Below are 17,986 nucleotides of genomic sequence, written 5' to 3' on the forward strand. Positions count from 1 at the left end.
CGAGCCTGCTGAGCACGAATCGTATGACACCGCCGGTTTCGGGGGAGCGTCCGACGAAGTCGCCGCCCGGGATTTCGAGGCTCCGGTGACTCCGGACTCGGCACCCAGGCCCACTCCTGTCGACTCGCCGAAGGCCACTGGGGCGGAATCCGCACCGGAGGCACCGCGAGTGCGGCGAGCGGAGTCCGGTGACACGCCGTCGACGGCGAGTTCGCCGTCTGCCGGCGACAATGCTGCATCCGGCGCAGCCTCTGCGGCGAGCGACGCTCCGGCGGACGAGGGCACATCGGGTGACGGCGCTGCGGCGCAGCCGCGCGCACGGGCGAGGCGGATGCCGATCGTGCAGCCGCCGACGACTGCCGGAGTGCGCGTCGTCACGGCCGCCTCGGCGAAGGTCGCCGAACCGGAGTCGAGCGAATCCCGCACCGCGGGGAAGAAACGATCCGGCTCCAAGGCAGCCGGCTCCCAGGCACCCGCCTCCCAGCCCGCAGTCTCCGAGACCGCCACCGCAGGCGCCGGCACCCCAGGTGCCGACACTGCGGCGTCCGGCCCGGAGTCGGCCCGCGCTGAGTCGGCCGGCCAGGAGTCGGCCAGTTCCGATTCAGCCGGAACCGGCGCAACCGCTGTCAGCGCCGATGACGCGGCTCGCGCATTGGCGGCCAACCCCGAGACCCGACCGATGGACGCCGTACCGGAAGCCTGGTCGCTGCCCAACTCCGACTACGAGGACGAGGAGACGGAGAACCCACCGGGAACCCGCGTCCGCGCCGCTGCGGTGACCGGCAACGACGGACGCATCCTCGTCGGCGAAGAACCGTCCAAACTGCCCTACATCGTGCTCGGCGTCGCCGCCCTGGTGGCGATCGCCCTCATCGTCGTAGCACTCGTGATGCTGCTTTAGAACCCACGAAAGGATCTTGTGAGCGAGATCGAAGAATCAACCCGACTGCTGAGGACCGCGGCGCTGGCCGCGGATGAGAAACTCGGCTCCGACCTGGTCGCACTCGACGTCAGTGCCACCCTCTACATCACGGATGCGTTCCTCATCATCTCCGCGGAGAACGAGCGTCAGATCTCCTCGATCGTCGATGCGGTCGAAGAGGCGCTGCAGAAGACGCACGGACGCAAGCCGCTGCGACGCGAAGGCCGCGGCGGAGGCGACTGGGTGCTGCTCGACTTCGGTGACATCGTCGTCCATGTCTTCTCCGCCGAGCAGCGCGAGTACTACGCGCTGGAACGACTGTGGAAGGACTGCCCGGTCATCGACCTGCAGCTGCCCGCCCGCAGCGACGACGCTCAATGACCAAGACCGTCATCTTCTGGCGGCACGGTCAGACCGACTACAACGTCGAACGCCGGTTCCAGGGTCAGACGGACATCCCGCTCAACGAACTGGGCCACCGCCAGGCCACGGCGGCCGCGGCCTGCCTCAGCGAGCTCGCACCCGAGGTCATCGTCTCCTCGGACCTGGCCCGTGCGGCCGTCACGGCGGACCACCTTGCCGACCTGCTCGGACTCACCGCCACCCGGGACTCGCGGCTGCGTGAGAGCTCTTTCGGGGACTGGGAAGGGCTGACTCGCGACGAGATCGTCGAGAAGTGGGCTGATGAACTCCACGGCTGGGTCGCCGGGGCGGACACGAAACCGCCCGGGGGAGAGTCGCGCAGCGAGTCCGGTCAACGTGTGGCCACGGCCATCACCGAGATCGTCAGGGACTCCGACGCCGAGACGATCGCCATCGTCGCCCACGGGGCGGTTCTGCGAGCCGCAGCCGAGATCCTCCTCGACATGAGTGGATCCGGCCGTCTGGCGGTGCTGGGCAACTGCGGCCACGGCGAGTTCGGCTACACCGGAAGCAACTGGGTCCTGCGCAGCTGGGGCGCCGGTCCCGTTCTCTGACCTTCGGCCTCAACGCCCCTTGCGAGCCGGCCTCACAGTCGCCGACTGTGAGGCTGCTCGTCATTTCCGCCCGGCGTGGACCGACCGGATCATCTCGATGAGTGCCTGCGCGGAACTCGCCCAATCGAATCGCTGCGACTGCTCGAGCCCCGCCCGCGACTGAGCAGCCCAGCGTTCGGCTTCGGTGAGCTCAACGATCGTCTCGGCGACCGAGGCCGGGTCGTCCGGATCGAAGTAGAGGGCCGCCTCCGCGGCGATCTCATGGAAGATCGGGATGTCCGAGACTGCCACCGGCACGCCCTGAGCCATCGCCTCGATCACCGGCAGGCCGAAGCCCTCCTCCTTCGATGCGGTGACCAGCGCCGTCGCCTCGGCGAGCAGCTGTGCGTACTCGTCCTCGGAGACGCCACGGTGGAAGACCACCCGGGCCCGATCGGGCACGAGCGCGCGCAGCTGCGCCTCTCGCCGTCCCCCGATCCGGCTGGCCAGATGCAGCGTCCATCCCGGCAGGTGCTCGAGAGCCCGGATCAGGGTCTCGACGTTCTTGTACGGCAGGAACGCTCCCATGTACACGAGGGTCTTCGCATCATGCCTGGTCACGGTACGCGGCTCGGAAGCCGTCACCTCGGCGGCATTGGACACCACGGTCACCGGCCGCTTCGTCAGCGCATGGTCGGCGATGAGATCTTGCGTCGTCGCACTCACCGCGGCGATGGCGTCGGCACGGTCGAGGAGGAGACGCTGCGGGGCATAGCTGAGGTGGTAGAGGCGCCAGAGCAGGCGGAGCGCTGCCGGCAGATCGCCCGGGGGCTGAGGATGCGAGTAGTAGATGAGGTCGTGGACGGTGAGGATGAGTCCGTACCGGCGTCCTGCCGAGCCCATCACCTGCATCGTCGAGAACACGACATCGGCGCCCAGGGCGTTGAGCCTGCCGGCGACGAACAGCTCCGCCGGGGAGGTCGGGTCGGTCAGCCTGACCGACCGGCACTCGGGCAGCAACGCCAACTGGGCCTCGTCGTGGATGATCGCAGTGACCTCGATGTCCGAGTCGGGCCCGTTCGTCGCCGCGAGCAGGGCCTCGAGCAGGCAGGCGCCGTAGCGCGAGATCCCGTCATGGTGGGTGGTGCGGGTGAACCGGGCGTCGAAGAAGACCTTGATGGTCTTAGGGTCCTGAGGGGCGTCTGAGGTTTTGCTCATGGAACTCCGAGTCGATAGTCTGAACACTCGATAGGCGAACGCCGCGACGAAGGGCCAGTGAGTGAAAGTACCAGCACCTGCGTCCGAAGCCTGGGGGCTTCGGCTGTGATCGTAACGATTATCGCACTTGCTGCACTCGTCGCCATCACCCCTTTCGTCACCCGGTTCATGGGCCGGAGCAGCGGTTGGCCGCTGGGGATCGGATACTTGGCCGTGGCCGGGATCTTCACCCCCACCGCCGCCGAGGTGATGGCCGGCAACGCTCCCGAGCAGACTGTCGACTGGGCTCCGTCCCTGGGGGTCGAACTCGCCCTGCGCGCCGATGGCCTCGGTGTCGTCTTCACCTACATCACCCTCGTGATCGGGGCCGTCGTCTTCTTCTACTCCACGGCCTACCTGCCGAAGGAGAGAAGCACGAGCTTCTATTGGCTGATGGTGATCTTCACGTTCTCCATGGTCGGGCTCGTCCTCACCAACGACCTCCTCGTGCTGTTCGTGTGCTGGGAGCTGACGTCGATGGCGTCCTTCTTCCTCATCGCCCGCTCCGGCTCCCCGGGACAGGCACCGGCGCTGCGGACGATGTTGATGACATTCATCGGCGGTCTCACCCTGCTCGTCGCCACCGGCGTGACGATCGCGGCCACCGGGACGACGAACCTGCACCAGGCGCTGACCTCCGAAGTGTGGGGACAGTCGCCGGCGGTGACCACTCTGGTGGCGATCCTCGTCGCGGTCTCCGGGATGACCAAGTCGGCCCAGTTCCCCTTCCACTCCTGGCTGCCCGACGCGATGGCCGCCGCCACGCCGGTCTCCGCGTATCTCCACGCCGCCGCGGTCGTCAAAGCCGGCATCTTCCTCATGCTCCGGTTCTCACCTGCCTTCCACGACGTCGCGATCTGGAACACGATCCTCATCCTCTCCGGTCTCGTGACCGCCTGCATCGGCGGTTGGTTCGCCCTCAATCAGCACGATCTCAAGAAGCTGATGGCCTACTCGACGGTCTCGCAGCTCGGTCTCATCACCGCAGCGATCGGAGTGGGCACGGAAGCCGCGATCGCCGCCGCCACCCTCCACGTCATCGCCCACGCCATGTTCAAGTCGGGACTGTTCATGATGGTCGGCGTCGTCGACCATCTCGCCGGGACCAGGGAGCTGACCCGGATCCCGAGATTGGCAGGCGCGGCACCCGGTGCATTCACGGTGATGATCCTCGGCGCCGCCACCATGGCCGGAGTTCCACCGCTGTTCGGCTTCGTGTCCAAGGAGTCGATCTTCACCGCGCTCACCGAAGCCCCGGGGCCCGTCTGGGTCGGCTGGCTCGCCCTCGCCGTGGCGGTCGGCGCCTCGGTGCTCACCTTCACCTACTGCGCGAAGAGCGTGTGGGGAGCGTTCATCGACGGCAAGAGGGTCGACCGCAGCGACCTCGGGCACAATTCGCCGGTGATGCTCATCTTCGCGGGACTGCCGATCGTCGCCTCGGTGCCGCTGAGCTTCCTGCTCTTCCTCTTCGACCATCCGCTGGACCTGGCGGTCGCTGCGGCCATCCCTGGTGCGACTGAGCACGTCCACCTGGCCCTGTGGCACGGCGTCACCGTCGAACTCATCGCCTCCCTGCTCATCATCGGCATCGGAGTCGTCATCATCCTCAACCGGTCGAAGGTGTTCGCATTCTTCCACCGTGCCTGCCCGAAGTTCGACGGCGCGGACGTCATCGCCGGCATCGAGGCCGGTCTGCACCGCATCGGCAGGGGACTGGCCGTGTTCGCGCGACCCGTCAACGCCGGGCCCTATGTCGCGATCTCGCTCGGCGGACTGGCCTTCCTCACCTACGCCTCGGTTCCGGCGATCTTCGCCGGCCTGCCCCCGGTGCAGTCGAACCTGTCCCGCCCCATCGACATCGTGCTGCTCGTGCTCATCACCGTCGCTGTGCTCGTCGTCTGCGTCTCCCACTCCCGCCTGACCACGGTCGTGGCGCTCTCGGCCGTCGGCATCCTCGCCACTGTGCAGATCCTCGCCCTCGGCGCCCCCGACGTGACCCTGACACAGCTGCTCGTCGAAGCGATGACGATCATCGTCATCATGCTCGTGCTTCAGAAGCTGCCGCGTTCCTTCTGGCGCTACCCCAAACGCGTGCAGAGCACCCGCATCATCTTCGCGATCTGCGTCGGCGCCGCGGTCACGCTGCTCACCTTCGTGCTCAACGGCCGGCGGGAACGGTCCGACCTGGCCATGTACTACATCGACAAAGCACCGGACATCAGTGGCGGAAAGAACATCGTCAACACGATCCTCGTCGAGTTCCGCGCCCTGGACACGCTCGGCGAGCTCACGGTGCTGGGGATGGCCGGCATCGCCATCGTCGCGGTGATGTCGACGGTCAAGGACAAGTTCCTCGACCCGCCGGCGGAGAACATCCCGGAGCCGCCGCGCCGGGCGTGGGTGGCGATCCGTCCGAAGGGCACCACCGCCTACCGCGCGGTCCACGAATCCTGGCCCAACGTCATTCCTCAGCAGCTGACGATCAAAGTGCTCGGTCCGCTGCTCGCCATCTCCTCGGCGCTGATCTTCTGGCGCGGTCACAACGAACCCGGAGGCGGCTTCATCGCCGCGCTCGTCGGTGCGGCCATCATCGGGCTGCTCTACATGTCCACCGCCAAGGACCGGGCGATCGGCCATCCCCGCGCCCCACTGTTCCTCATCGGCGGCGGCGTCGGCATCGCCGTTGCCACCGGCTTCATCGGTCTCGCCTTCGCCGGTTCATTCCTCGAACCGCTCCACGGCTACATCCTCGGCCAGCACTTCACCACGTCGATGCTCTTCGACGTCGGCGTCTACCTCGCCGTACTCGGACTCATCCTGCTCTCCTTCAACCTGCTCGGCGTCTCCGACTCCGCAGCCACACCGGCCGGGGACGACGTGCTCACCAACGGGATCATCCACCGGGACGTCGAACGGACCCGCGAACGCGCGGACGAGCTCATCTACGGAGAGTTGGTCGGACCGATGGAGGCGATCCGCGGCGAACGGCCGGAGAAGACATGGAGGCAGCGTCAGCGGATCAAAGACGAGAAGGTGACGTGGCGCTCGACCCACATGCTCCACGGCGACCCGCCGCGGGAGCCCGTCCGGTCCGCACCCGGAGCCGAGGACCCATTCACCCCGCCGAACCAACCGACCGACCAGCAGGAGGAACTGCGATGATCCTCGCCCTCACGATCGGTGTGCTGACCGCGGGCGGGGTCTATCTCATGCTCCAGCGATCGATGGTCCGCGCCGTGTTCGGGCTCACCCTGGTCTCGCATGCCGCGAACTTCATCCTGCTCTCCGCCGGAGTGGGCGCCTGGCGCGTCGAACCGCTGTCCGGCCGCGGGGACCAGAGCCTGGCCGCCGACCCGCTGCCGCAGGCCTTCGTGCTCACGGCCATCGTCATCACCCTCGCGGTGACGATCTTCATGCTCGCCCTGGCCGTGATCGGTCACGACGACGATCAGAAGCGCGCCCCCGAGACAGGGGAGGTCCGCGAATCGTGAACTCCTCCTTCCTGCTCGTCATCGTCGGCGTCCCGCTTCTGGCGGCGGCCCTGAGTGTGCTCATCACGTCCCGGAACTTCGACCGCTTCCTGCTCCTGGCGTCTCCCGCCTTCGTCGGCGCGTGCGGCGCCTGGCTGCTCGTCATCCACCGGGATGTGCCGGTCATCGCCCATTCCGTGGGCGGGTTCGTTCCCGGGCTCGCAATCCCGTTCGTCTCCGACACCTTCGCCGCGCTGATGCTGGTGCTCACCTCACTGACCGCGCTCGTCAGCTGCATCTTCCTCATCACCACCGGCGAGGACCAGTACCGGTTCGTCCCGGCCCTCATCCTGATGATGCTGACCGGCGTCTACGGCGCCCTGCTCACGGGCGACCTGTTCAACTACTTCGTGTTCATCGAGGTCATGGTGCTGCCGGCCTACGCGCTGATCGCGGTCACGGGCACCTGGCGCCGCCTCGGCGTGGGTCGGATGTACGTCATCGTCAACCTGCTCACCTCGACGTTCCTGCTCGTCGGCGTCGGCTTCGTCTACGGTGCCACGGGTACCGTGAATCTGGCGTTCCTCGCGCAGATGGGCACACCGACGGGGCAGGGGGCGCTGGCTGTCGGCGTGGTCCTGTTCTCGCTCATCATCAAGGCCGGCGGCGCGCCGTTCCACGGCTGGCTCGTACGCAGCTACCCGAACACCTCGGCGGGGATGATGGCCCTGTTCACCGGCCTGCATTCGAAGGTCGCCCTCTACGCTCTCTACCGCGTCTACACCACCGTCTACGGGGAACCGGCGCCTTGGGCCGCGGTCATCGTCATCCTCGCCGTCCTCGGTATCCTCCTCGGATCACTGTCAGGATTCGGGCAGAACCGGGTCCGAAACGTCTTCGCCTTCCAGATGACCGCCGGGGTCGGGCACATCCTCGTCGGTGTGGCCCTGGTGACCTCTGCGGCGCTGAGTGCGGGTGCGTTCTACCTCATCCATCACATGATCACGATGTGCGGGCTCTTGCTCGTCATCGGCGCGGTGGAGCAGACCTACGGCACGGGTTCGTTCAAGAAGCTGTCGGGCCTGGCCGGTCGCGAGAGGTGGGCGACGGTGCTGATGATCCTCGGCCTGTTCTCCCTCATCGGTCTGCCGCCGACCTCCGGCCTGTGGGGGAAGGTGGGTCTGATCACCGCCGCGACCGCGGACGGTTCGGCCGCGGGCTGGTGGCTGGTGGTCACGATCGTCCTCGGTTCCCTCGTCAGCCTGCTCGCACTGCAGCGCACCTGGCGGAACACATTCTGGGGCCACCCGATGCAGACCTACCGACCGGACTCCGCTGACACCGGCAGGGCACCAGCCGTTCCGCTCACGGACGATGTCCGGGTTCCGGCGAAGCTGCTCATCCCAGGAACGATCCTCATCGGACTGTCGGTGGCGATCTTCCTCCAACCCGAAGTCCTGCTCGAGATCACGGGACGTGCTGCGGCCGCCCTGCTCGACCACCGCGCCTACATCGAGGCGGTGACGCTGCCATGATGCGCATCCTCCACGGCATCTCCTACGTCTGCTACATCACCTGGGCGATCATCACCGGTTCGGTCACGGTCATCACCCGGCTCTTCCGCGTCGGCAAACCGTACGCCCAGCCGATGATCGTCGAAGTGCCGCTGCGCTGCGCCACCGACCTGGAGGTCACCCTGTTCGCCTCGTCGATCACGATCACGCCGGGAACCCTGGTGACCGCGATCGCCGCGGGCACCTCGACGACCCCTCCGGTGCTCTTCGTCCACGCCCTGTTCGAGGACTCCGAGGAATCCGCCTTGGAAGGCCTCTACGACATGGAGTCACGACTGCTCGCGATGACCAGGGGACGTGGACCGGCGGGGTCTGCCAGGACCGCCGCCAGCGTCGAGAACTCGGTGCAGCAGGAGAACGCTGCGGCGGCAGAGAACGCGGAGGAGAATGCCGCGGAGAACACCTCGGCGGGGTACCCGGTGACGGAGCACCCGACGACCAGGGAGGACCAGTCATGAGCATCGTCATCGCCATCTGCATCGTCATCCTCGCCGTCGCCATCGTCGTCGGTCTCGTCCGTGTGCTCACAGCCAAGGACATGGGTTCGCGGGCCGTGGTCGGAGACCTGGTCTACTTCTCCGCCATCGGGATGCTCACGTTCATCGGCATGCACGTGTCGTCGTCGATCGTCCTCGACGGGATCTTCCTGTCCTCAATGGTCGGCATCCTCGCCACCATTGCTCTGTCCCGGATCCTGACCAGGGGGTACCGCTGATGAACGACGTTCTCGCCACGACCCTCGTCGGAGTCTTCGGGATCACCGGCTCCCTGATCGTCCTGTGCTCCGCACTGGCGATGTTCAAGGTCAGGGACGCACTGTCGCGCATCAACGTGTTCTCGCCCGCGACTGGGCTGGGCATGCCGCTGATCGTGGTCGCCGCCTATGTGTGGACGCTCGACGACCGGGGGTTCGACTGGACCTCACTGTTCATCGCGATCCTCGCCGTCCTGTGCCTGATCATCGTGTCCTCGGTGGCGAGCAACACCCTGTCGCGTTCGAGTGTGCTCTCCGGGCAGCCGATCCACCGCAAGACCGCACCCAACCGTCTCGCCACACCGCCTGCCGGCGTCGTCGACGAGGATCCCGACGCAGCGCCGGAGACCGGCGACTGAGGAGGATTCGTGGGTCACTGACCCGTCGTGCGCATCGTGATGTTGATCCTCCCACCGCCGAGGTGAGCGAGTCGAGCGTACGCCGGCGCCGTGTCCGCCACGATGCCCCTCACCCCGTGGTAGGCGAAGCGGGCGGGACCGCCGAAGACGAAGGCATCACCGGAGGCCAGCCGGATGTCTTCGTAGGGACGGTTGCGGTTCGTCGTGTTTCCGAACCGGAAGAGACAGGTGTCGCCCAGGGACAGTGAGACGACGGGGGCGGGATCGGATTCGTCCTTGTCCTGATGCATCCCCATCTTCGCGTTCTCGTCGTAGAAGTTGACGAGGGCGACGTCAGGGGAGTAGTCGGCCGCGTTGAACCCCCAAGCCGCCGGATCCGCTGCAGGTTCGTCCTGAGTGAGAACCTCGGCCGCCGAGGCGATGGCCTTCTGGCCCAGCCGCGTCATCCAGCTGGGAAACGGCAGCACATGCTCCCTGTTGACGTCGCTTGCCTCGCGTTCGTAGCGGCCCGGCCGCCAATGCCAGCCGAGCCCGATCGTCTTCACGCTCATCGGGTGGCCGGCGATGATCGTCGAATGCGCCGGCACGGGGCCGGAGCGCCAGACCTCGAACTGGCGCAGCAGCCAGGTCTGAGCCGTTTCGTCGAGGAACCCGGGCAGCCAGACGGCCCCGGGTGCGATCACTCGGGGCCGACGGTCGAAAGCCTCATCGGCGAACAGCGCATTCATCAGCGTGCAGAAGCTCGCGACCGTTTACGTCTCAGAGTTCGCCGACAGGAACCGATTCGTCCCGCAGGCGGGCGGAATCGACATCCTTGCCGACGAGGGCGCGCAGTTCGTCGCCGTAATCCCAGACGTTGACATTCATGGCCGCGGTCACCGTGGAGTCGCGGGTCCAGAATGCGATGAACTCACCGCTCGACTTGTCGCCGCGGATGACGACCTCATCGTCGGGCGCGGAATGGCCGACGTACTCCATGCCGAGATCGAACTGGTCGGTGTAGAAGTACGGCTGCCAGTCGTAAGAGCGCTGCCGACCGCAGATCGTGGCGGCCGCAACGGAGGCCTGTCGCACGGCATTGTCCCAGTGCTCCACCCGCAGCCGCTGACCGAGCAGCGTGTTCGGGGCGTTGGCGATGTCGCCGATCGCGAGGATGTCCGGGTCGCTGGAGACCAAGTGCTCGTCGACGAGGACACCGTTGTCGAGGGCGAGGCCGGCCTCCTCGGCGAGCTGAGTCGCAGGAGCGGCGCCGATGCCGACGACGACGAGATCGGCGGGAATGGATCCGTTGTTCGTCTCGACTCCGGAGACGGTTCCGGCGCCGGAGAACCCAGTGGTCGTGGCATCCGTGCGGAAGACGACGCCGTTCTTGGTGTGGAGGTCTGCGAAGTACTGTCCGATCTTCTCGCCGAGGGCGGACTTGAGCGGGGGAGTGGAGCGGAGGAGGACGGTGACGGTGCCGCCGTTGGACTTGGCGGCAGCGGCGACCTCGAGGCCGATCCATCCGCCGCCGATGATGACGACGTTCGCACCTTCGGAGAATCGGGCGCGGATCGCCTCGGCGTCGTCGGCATCGCGCAGCGTCACGACGTTGTCGAGGCTCGAGCCGGGAAGATCGAGGTCGTTGGGGATCGAACCGGTGGCGAGCACGAGCTTCTCGTAGCTCAGGGCCTCTCCGCTGCCGAGTTCGACCGTGTGCGCCGCGGCGTCGAGTCCGGTGGCGTCGGTGCCGAAGAAGGTCGTGATGTCGTTGTCGGCATACCAGCCCTCGTCCTCGAGTCCGAGTTCGGTCGGATCGACGCCTTCGACGAGGACCTTCTTCGACAGGTCGGGGCGGTGGTAGGGCGGCAGCGATTCGGAGCCGATGAGGGCGATGGGCTTGTCGTAGCCCTGGTCGCGAAGCTCCTTGACGACGTGCCCTCCGCCGATTCCCGCTCCGATGACCACTGTTCCGAATCGCTGCGTCATTGCCCGTGCCTCCGTGTCGTTAGGGGTTTGTTCAAGCCTGGACCGAGGCCGGTGACGAGTCAAACGGGTGTCGCTTCGTGACATGGGAGGGGGCGCAGCAGGGGAGATTTTGAAATTTTCCCGCACGCGGGCGTAGAGTAATGCCCGTCAGGGGCTATAGCTCAGTTGGTAGAGCGCTTCGTTCGCAATGAAGAGGTCAGGGGTTCAATTCCCCTTAGCTCCACCCTGTGATGTGTCGCGACATCGTTCCTGCGATGTCGCGACACATTTCTCATTTCCGGGCTGCCGGTCCCCCTCGCTCGGACCGGGTTGGTTCACGAAGCAGTGGACATCCCCACCGTCGGCGACGGGACTGGCTGCCGAATGAAGCCTGCGGCTATGCCGAGGTATGTGAGGCCCCACAGTGACACGGCCAAATCAGGTCGCTCGCCGGTGGTGATGACGAACGGGAACATGAAGAGGAATGGGTAAGCCCCCATCACCAGCGGAGTGAATCGCGTCCAGCCCTTCCACTGAGCTTCCCGCACAGCTGCAACGCCGGCGACTGCCATGCCGACTGCTGTCCCCAGTGCGGCGATCGGCAACAACACCAGGTCCTGTTCGTGCCCGCGCATGAGCAATGCGACCTCGGCGACGATGAAGACGATTCGGGCGGCCATGGCGAGATAGAGGCCCGCACGACCCCAGTGCGTCTCGCCGACAACTCCCCGGCGCAGCAGACCAGCGAGTCCGACGAGCACCAGCACATGCGCGAATATGAATACGGAAGCCATGACGTAGAATTCGCGACTTTCGCCGATCGCGCCGAGCCCAGTCAGCCCATTGCTGATCCAAATGATTGCTGCGAGCCCCAGGGCTGCGGCGTAGAACGTGTCTGTTCTTTGCATGGCTCCTCCATCGGATATAGTTCTGCTATATTCGGTATACTCCTCATCTACCGAATAATCAATGGCTATAGTTGAGTGAATGGCTACGCATATCGGCTTGAACTATCGTCAGCGCCAGGCTCAGATGACGCGCGAACGCATCGTCGCCGCCGCGCGTCGGCTGATGACCGAACGCGGCTGGTCAGGTGCGACAGTTGAGGCGATAGCTGAGGATGCCGGTGTTGCAACTCCGACCGTCTACGCGGTGTTCGGCAACAAGCGCACGATCCTCAAAGCCATGCGCGAAACGATGGTTCGGGACGCCGATATCGGCGGACTGATGGATCAGGCCGCCGCCGAGCCGTCACCCCGTCGGCGGCTCGAGCTGTGGGCAAAGCTGATTCGGAGACAGATGGAGACCAGCTCCGACGTGATCGCAATCCATCGCGAGGCGGCGCGATCCGACCCAGCTGTAGCTGAGGCTCATCGGCGTGTCCTCGACCATCGTGCGCGTGCGTTCCGCGAATTCGTCGACGGCCTGCGCGAACACCTCGCCCCTGGCCTCGATGTCACAATCGCCACCGATCTGCTGTGGGCGTTCTCCACAGAAGGGCTGTGGCACGAGCTCACTGTCGAACGTGGGTGGACCCCTGATGCCTTCGAGCAGTGGCTGGCGAAAACGCTCAGCCAGCAGCTCCTCGTCGAAAAGTGATCCGCCGAGCACCCGACCTGGGGCGGCTTGACGATGGGACTGCATGCGCGTTGTTTCGAGATCCTCGACCAGCGCGGTCTTCTCGAGAGGTTCCTCGAACGTGCTATAAGCACCCGCTCGGCGTCACCGCTCCGCTGGAATCGAAGCACCGGAGTCGGCATCGCCGAACACGAGTGTTCGGCCACCGTCGAAGTGGCCGAGGGGACGCGGACCGAGCGTGTTCATCGCTGCCATGGCAGTTCTCTGCGCAGACCCGGTCTCCTGTTCATCCTCCCGGAATCACCAGTCCGATTCGTAGGCCATGACGGCGATCTGCACTCTGTCTCGCAGTTCCAGGGTCGTGAGCGGCCGCGACACGTAAGTCTTGACCGTTGATTCGCTGAGGCAGAGCTCAGAGCCGATCTCGGCATTGGACAGCCCTTTCGCAACGAGCCTCATGATCTGGATTTCACGATCCTTGAGCTGGTCCGCTCGGGGGAACGCCGCAGGGGCTCGAGACACGTGATCCGCGGGCGATGTTCGGCGGAGTCCGCGAGAATCTGCCGAGTGGCCTCCATTTCGTCGAGGACGCCGCACGGTGGCTCCCGCTGATCTCGCGGCCAGCTCGTTCTGATGGTGATTGCGATGGGCACCCTTGTGACCTTCTCCGGGCCTCCGGAGGAACTCCGTGCCGCAGTCGATGAGGCCCGAGCCCGCGCATGGGCATCCGCGTTCGCCTATACTCTGGCGCAGTTCGCCCCCATCCCCGGAGCGTTCACTGACCGCTGCCCTCGACGACTACCACGCCAGCCCTGCCGGACTCTTTTCCGCTGTCGGGTTGCTCGGCACCGTCATCGGGCTGGTGACCCTTGCGTTCGGCACCCTCGCCGCGATCATCTGGTCGAGCCCTCTGGCCGATTGGTCCGCCGGACTGGTGTCTGCGCCACGGCACACTGAGCGTCTCTGAGGCGACCGGCCCGAGTTCCTCGTTCTTGAGCATCGAGGGCCTTCCTCCAGTTCCAGGATATCGTTCGCCAGGGGGCTTGCCGCAAGACCCAGGGGCGGGGGCATGATTGACGACACTGCCCGACCAGGACGGACTGTTCGGGCCAGGGTCGAGGAGGATTCATGGCGGACGTGATCATCATCGGGGGCGGTCCCACCGGAATGATGCTGGCGAGCGAATTGCGGCTCCAGCAGGTGGATGTGGTGATCGTGGAGAAGGAGGCCGAGCAGAGTCCGCTGGTCCGGTCGCTGGGTCTGCATCCACGCAGCATCGAGATCTTCGACCAGCGCGGTCTGCTCGAGAGGTTCCTCGAACATGGCCAGAAGCATCCGCTGGGCGGTCACGGTTTCGCTGGGATCCAAGCAGCGGCCTCGGCATCGTTGGACACCGCTCACGGCTTCCTGCTCGGGATCCCGCAGACGGTGACCGACCGGCTGCTGGCCGAGCGGGCGGCGGAGTTGGGAGCAGAACTGCGCTGCGGGCAGGAAGTCGTCGGTCTTGTCGAGCACGAGGAATCGGTCACCGTCGAGTTCGCCGACGGGACACGGCTGAGCGCACCCTGGGTGATCGGCTGCGACGGCGGCCGCAGTCTGGTCCGCCGGCAGCTGGGGTTCGAGTTCCCCGGGGAGGCGGCGCAGACGGAGTGGATCCTCGGGGAGGTCGAGGCGACGATGCCGGCCGACGAGATGGCAGCGATCGTGACCGAGGTCCGCAAGACACATCGCGGTTTCGGCATCGGCCCTGCCGGCGACGGACTGCTTCGGGGCGTAGTTCCTGCTGCGACGGTCTCCGAGGATCGCACCACCCCTCCGAGCCTGGATGAGTTCCGGGCGCAGCTGCAGGCCTATGCGGGCACCGACTTCGGCGTCCATTCTCCGCGCTGGCTGTCCCGGTTCACGGATGCGACCCGTCTCGTCGAGCATTACCGCAGCCCTCGGGTGTTCCTGGCCGGGGACGCGGCACATGTGCACCCGCCTCTCGGCGGCCAGGGTCTCAACCTCGGCATCCAGGATGCTTTCAACCTCGGCTGGAAGCTGGCTGCCGAGGTGAATGACTGGGCGCCGGCCGGGCTGCTCGACACCTACGAGTCCGAGCGCCGTCCCGTTGCCGTCGACGTGCTCACCGCGACTCGCGCCCAATCGGAGCTGATCTCGCCGGAGCCGGGCCCGCAGGCAGTGCGGCGCCTGCTCACGGAACTGATGCGGTTCGAGGACGTGAGCCGGTACCTGATGGAGCTGGTCTCCGGCATCGGGATCCGCTACGACCTCGGTGACGACGCCGACGGACCCGGGCACGCCGGCGGGCAGGGATTTGGTGACGGGCGCGGCCTCGTCGGCCGGCGGATGCGTGACATCAGGTTGACTCAGGGGCGGCTCTACGGACTCGTGCATCGCGGACGCGGTCTGCTGCTCGACGGGACCGGCCGGCTCTCGACGAGCGGCTGGGGTGATCGCGTCGATCGGGTCGTGGCAGCGAGTTCCGAGATCGCAGCTGCTGCGCTGCTGCTGCGCCCGGACGGACATATCGCGTGGGCGGGAGGGGACCAGGCGGGGCTCGAGGACCGGTTGCGTACCTGGTTCGGGCAGCCGCTGGGTGGCGAGGAATCGAGAGGAGACATGTGATGAGAATCCTCATCGTCGGGGCCGGGGTCGCCGGTCACACTCTGGCTCACTGGCTCCGACGCTCCGGGCATGAGCCGACTCTCGTCGAACGGGCGCCGCAACCTCGGCGAGGCGGCTATCTCATCGATTTCTGGGGCGCCGGGTACCGTGTCGCCGAACGGATGGGCATCGTCCCTAGACTGGAGGAGCTGGGCTGCCGTTTGGAGGAGATGCGCGATGTGTCGAAGGCGGGGCGGACGATCGCCCGCTTCGATCCGCGCCGGGCCGTCGACAGCGTCGAGGGACGCTACATCAGCATTGCCCGTTCCGACCTCGCGAGAGCGATCTTCGAAAGCCTCGGCGACGGGGTGGAGACGATCTTCGGCGACAGCGTGCGCTCTCTCGAAGACGATGGGGGCCGCGTCCACGTCGACTTCGCTCATGGAGGGGCGCGAGAATTCGACCTGGTGATCGGCGCCGATGGAGCACACTCCCTGACCCGCCGCCTCGTCTTCGGCGCCGACGAGCAGTTCGAAAGGTTCCTCGGGATCACCGTCGCTGCCTTCGACGTCACCGGGTACCGTCCGCGGGAAGAGAACATCGTCGTCACTCACGCCGAGGTGGGAATGCAGGCCCTCCGTCTGGCGACGCGGGAGGACGCGACGATGTTCCTGTTCACGTTCCGCAGCGACGAGCAGCTGCCCCACGACGATGCCCGGGCACAGCAGGAGATGCTGCGGCGACGCATGCACGGGGTCGGCTGGGAGGTGCCGGAGATGATCAGCCGGATGAAGGAGACGCGGACCTTCTACATGGATCGCGTCAGCCAAGTCCGGATGCCGACCTGGTCCCGGGGCCGCGTGGCGCTGATCGGCGATGCGGCGGCAGCGCCCTCGCTGCTCGCCGGGCAGGGGTCGGCGCTGGCGATGATCGAGGCGTACACGCTCGCCACAGAGCTGGACCGTGCTGAGGGCGACCATCTCGCCGCGTTCGCAGGCTACGAGAAGCGCCTGGCGGACTTCGTGCGGTCCAAACAGGATGCCGCTCTTCGGCTGTCGATGGTGTTCGCGCCCCGCGGCCGGTTCCAGCTGGTCCGACGCAATGCGCTGATGAAGCTCATGGGGCTGCCATTCGTTCTCGATCTCGCCCTGAACCGAAGTCTGCGGGACCGGATCCGGCTGCCGGACGGGCCCCCGAGAACCGGCTGAATGCACGGCGCCCCGACAATCAGCGTTGCCCCGACAGTCGGTTGAATGCGAGCCGGCTCCGGATCGGAGCGATCCGGGGCCGGGGTGCGGGCTGCCCGGCGGTCAGAAGCCGGTGGCTGAACTTTCTTCTGGTTGGCGTCCCTCGGCCTCAGTCTTCGAATCCGGACAGGAATTGCTTTGCATCGCAGGGTAGCCTAACCTCAGTTCGTTCCGTTGATTTTCGTGAAGTGGGGAAACATGTCAGCTGTACGCTCTCTCAAGCGGTGCTCGGGCCTAGTGGCCGCCGCGGTCGTGCTTGCACTCTCCGGGTGTGGGGCGTCCGAAGTCGTCGAAGAGGAGAAGGTCTCGGGCCAGGGAGAGGGAAAGACGGAGTATCCGCTGACGATTGAGAACTGCGGTCGTGAGATCACCATCGAGAGCGCGCCGCAGAATGTCGTGTCCCTCGACCAGAACTCGACAGAGATCCTCCTCTCGCTCGGGCTTGAGGAGCATATTGCCGGCGCTGCCTCGTGGACGGACCCCATCCTCGATTCCCTCGCTGAGGCGAACAAGCAGGTTCCCCGCCTGTCCGACGATGCCCCGACCTACGAGGTCGTCCTCGACGCGGACCCCGACTTCGTCACGGCTTCGTTCGGCCGGCACTACAACGAAGAGGGCGGGGTTGTCTCACGGGACCGCCTGGCCGAGACCGGAATCGAATCGTACCTCTCACCCACCGACTGCGAAGGCGGCACGAGCATCAACGGCGGTGGGACCAGAACACAGCTGCTGACCCTCGATTCCCTCTACCAGGAGATCCGAGACATGGCCGCGATCTTCGACGTCAAGGATCGCGGGGAGAAGCTCATCAGCGAACTGCAGTCGCGCACCGATGCCGCACTGAAGGGAGTGGACCTGCAGGGGAAGACCGTGGCGTTCTGGTTCGCCGACACTCGCACTCCCTACATCGCTGGTAAGTACGGTTCCGCCTCGATGCTCGCATCGATGACGGGAATGGAGAACGTGTTCTCCGACGTCGATGACGACTGGCCGGCCACTGGCTGGGAGACGTTCGTCGAGAAGGACCCAGAGATCATCGTTCTCGGTGACCTCCAGCGGGACCGCTTCCCCGGTGACCGCCTCGACGACAAGATCGAGTTCCTCAAGTCGGATCCGCTGACGAAGACGATGGGCGCCGTGCAGAACGAATGCTTCATCGCCCTCCACGGCGCGGAGATGAACCCGTCCATCCGGTCGGTGGCAGGACTGGAGAAGATCCAGTCCTGGACGAAGGAATCCGGGGGCTGCGGCGCCGGTGCGAGCTGAACCCAGCACTCGTCCCGAGGTGGTTCCCGCCCCGGTCCACGCGACTGGG

At 66.2% G+C, this 17,986-nt stretch carries 17 protein-coding genes, 1 tRNA gene and 1 pseudogene; 14 read left to right on the forward strand and 5 right to left on the reverse strand.

Translation table 11 applies throughout. The features are described 5' to 3' along the window. The 3 genes and pseudogenes from RIT73_RS08975 to RIT73_RS08985 form a co-directional block, all read left to right on the forward strand. Window positions 1-901: pseudogene (locus RIT73_RS08975) on the forward strand (hypothetical protein); the annotation flags it as partial. Between the two features lie 18 nt (window positions 902-919). Further along, window positions 920-1,303, forward strand: a complete 384-nt coding sequence (gene rsfS, locus RIT73_RS08980; protein ID WP_309131732.1) for a ribosome silencing factor — start codon at window positions 920-922, stop codon at window positions 1,301-1,303. After that, a complete protein-coding gene (locus RIT73_RS08985) occupies window positions 1,300-1,899 on the forward strand; it encodes a histidine phosphatase family protein (RefSeq protein ID WP_309131733.1) in 600 nt (199 codons plus the stop codon). Before rsfS ends, RIT73_RS08985 begins: the two co-directional genes overlap by 4 nt. A 60-nt stretch (window positions 1,900-1,959) precedes the next feature. Here RIT73_RS08985 and RIT73_RS08990 read toward each other — a convergent pair whose 3' ends face one another. After that, complete coding sequence (locus tag RIT73_RS08990) at window positions 1,960-3,096, reverse strand: glycosyltransferase family 1 protein (protein WP_309131734.1); 1,137 nt, start codon at window positions 3,094-3,096, stop codon at window positions 1,960-1,962. A 105-nt stretch (window positions 3,097-3,201) separates the two neighbouring features. Here RIT73_RS08990 and RIT73_RS08995 point away from each other — a divergent pair, with 105 nt between their 5' ends. From RIT73_RS08995 to RIT73_RS09020, 6 genes are read left to right on the forward strand one after another with little or no spacing between them, the layout of a single operon-like run. After that, window positions 3,202-6,297, forward strand: a complete 3,096-nt coding sequence (locus RIT73_RS08995) for a DUF4040 family protein (RefSeq protein ID WP_309131735.1) — start codon at window positions 3,202-3,204, stop codon at window positions 6,295-6,297. Further along, window positions 6,294-6,626: a cation:proton antiporter subunit C gene (locus RIT73_RS09000; protein WP_309131736.1), complete on the forward strand. Its 333-nt coding sequence runs from the start codon at window positions 6,294-6,296 to the stop codon at window positions 6,624-6,626. Before RIT73_RS08995 ends, RIT73_RS09000 begins: the two co-directional genes overlap by 4 nt. Then, complete coding sequence (locus tag RIT73_RS09005) at window positions 6,623-8,140, forward strand: monovalent cation/H+ antiporter subunit D family protein (RefSeq protein ID WP_309131737.1); 1,518 nt, start codon at window positions 6,623-6,625, stop codon at window positions 8,138-8,140. Before RIT73_RS09000 ends, RIT73_RS09005 begins: the two co-directional genes overlap by 4 nt. Then, window positions 8,137-8,637, forward strand: a complete 501-nt coding sequence (locus RIT73_RS09010; RefSeq protein WP_309131738.1) for a Na+/H+ antiporter subunit E — start codon at window positions 8,137-8,139, stop codon at window positions 8,635-8,637. Before RIT73_RS09005 ends, RIT73_RS09010 begins: the two co-directional genes overlap by 4 nt. Then, the gene (locus RIT73_RS09015; protein ID WP_309131739.1) at window positions 8,634-8,894 is read left to right on the forward strand and encodes a transporter; all 261 of its coding nucleotides are present in this window, start codon (window positions 8,634-8,636) and stop codon (window positions 8,892-8,894) included. The genes RIT73_RS09010 and RIT73_RS09015 overlap by 4 nt, the downstream gene beginning before the upstream one ends. Next, window positions 8,894-9,292, forward strand: coding sequence for a monovalent cation/H(+) antiporter subunit G (locus tag RIT73_RS09020; RefSeq protein ID WP_309131740.1), 399 nt, complete (start codon window positions 8,894-8,896; stop codon window positions 9,290-9,292). The genes RIT73_RS09015 and RIT73_RS09020 overlap by 1 nt, the downstream gene beginning before the upstream one ends. A gap of 14 nt (window positions 9,293-9,306) precedes the next feature. On the opposite strand, the gene RIT73_RS09025 is transcribed toward RIT73_RS09020, so the two are convergent. Beyond that, window positions 9,307-10,020, reverse strand: coding sequence for an alpha-ketoglutarate-dependent dioxygenase AlkB (locus tag RIT73_RS09025; RefSeq protein ID WP_309131741.1), 714 nt, complete (start codon window positions 10,018-10,020; stop codon window positions 9,307-9,309). A 31-nt stretch (window positions 10,021-10,051) separates the two neighbouring features. Continuing rightward, window positions 10,052-11,260: an FAD-dependent oxidoreductase gene (locus RIT73_RS09030; RefSeq protein WP_309131742.1), complete on the reverse strand. Its 1,209-nt coding sequence runs from the start codon at window positions 11,258-11,260 to the stop codon at window positions 10,052-10,054. Window positions 11,261-11,410: 150 nt separating this feature from the next. Here RIT73_RS09030 and RIT73_RS09035 point away from each other — a divergent pair. Beyond that, window positions 11,411-11,483 (forward strand) — tRNA-Ala (locus tag RIT73_RS09035). Window positions 11,484-11,574: 91 nt separating this feature from the next. Here the strand turns inward: RIT73_RS09035 and RIT73_RS09040 are convergent. Further along, window positions 11,575-12,147 (reverse strand): hypothetical protein, encoded by a 573-nt coding sequence (locus RIT73_RS09040; protein ID WP_309131743.1) that lies wholly within the window; start codon window positions 12,145-12,147, stop codon window positions 11,575-11,577. 79 nt (window positions 12,148-12,226) lie between these two features. Between RIT73_RS09040 and RIT73_RS09045 the strand changes: the two genes are divergently transcribed. Then, window positions 12,227-12,838, forward strand: coding sequence for a helix-turn-helix domain-containing protein (locus RIT73_RS09045; protein ID WP_309131744.1), 612 nt, complete (start codon window positions 12,227-12,229; stop codon window positions 12,836-12,838). Window positions 12,839-13,117: 279 nt separating this feature from the next. On the opposite strand, the gene RIT73_RS09050 is transcribed toward RIT73_RS09045, so the two are convergent. Further along, window positions 13,118-13,414, reverse strand: coding sequence for a LuxR C-terminal-related transcriptional regulator (locus tag RIT73_RS09050; protein ID WP_309131745.1), 297 nt, complete (start codon window positions 13,412-13,414; stop codon window positions 13,118-13,120). 531 nt (window positions 13,415-13,945) lie between these two features. Between RIT73_RS09050 and RIT73_RS09055 the strand changes: the two genes are divergently transcribed. The 3 genes from RIT73_RS09055 (at window position 13,946) to RIT73_RS09065 (ending at window position 17,937) form a co-directional block, all read left to right on the forward strand. Then, complete coding sequence (locus tag RIT73_RS09055) at window positions 13,946-15,445, forward strand: FAD-dependent monooxygenase (RefSeq protein WP_309131746.1); 1,500 nt, start codon at window positions 13,946-13,948, stop codon at window positions 15,443-15,445. Then, window positions 15,445-16,632: an FAD-binding domain gene (locus tag RIT73_RS09060; RefSeq protein WP_309131747.1), complete on the forward strand. Its 1,188-nt coding sequence runs from the start codon at window positions 15,445-15,447 to the stop codon at window positions 16,630-16,632. The genes RIT73_RS09055 and RIT73_RS09060 overlap by 1 nt, the downstream gene beginning before the upstream one ends. Before the next feature lie 237 nt (window positions 16,633-16,869). Next, on the forward strand, window positions 16,870-17,937 hold the full coding sequence (locus RIT73_RS09065; RefSeq protein WP_309131748.1) for an ABC transporter substrate-binding protein: 1,068 nt from the start codon (window positions 16,870-16,872) through the stop codon (window positions 17,935-17,937). Window positions 17,938-17,986 lie beyond the last annotated feature (49 nt).

The organism is Brevibacterium sp. (assembly GCF_031179145.1).
Lineage (GTDB): Bacteria > Actinomycetota > Actinomycetes > Actinomycetales > Brevibacteriaceae > Brevibacterium.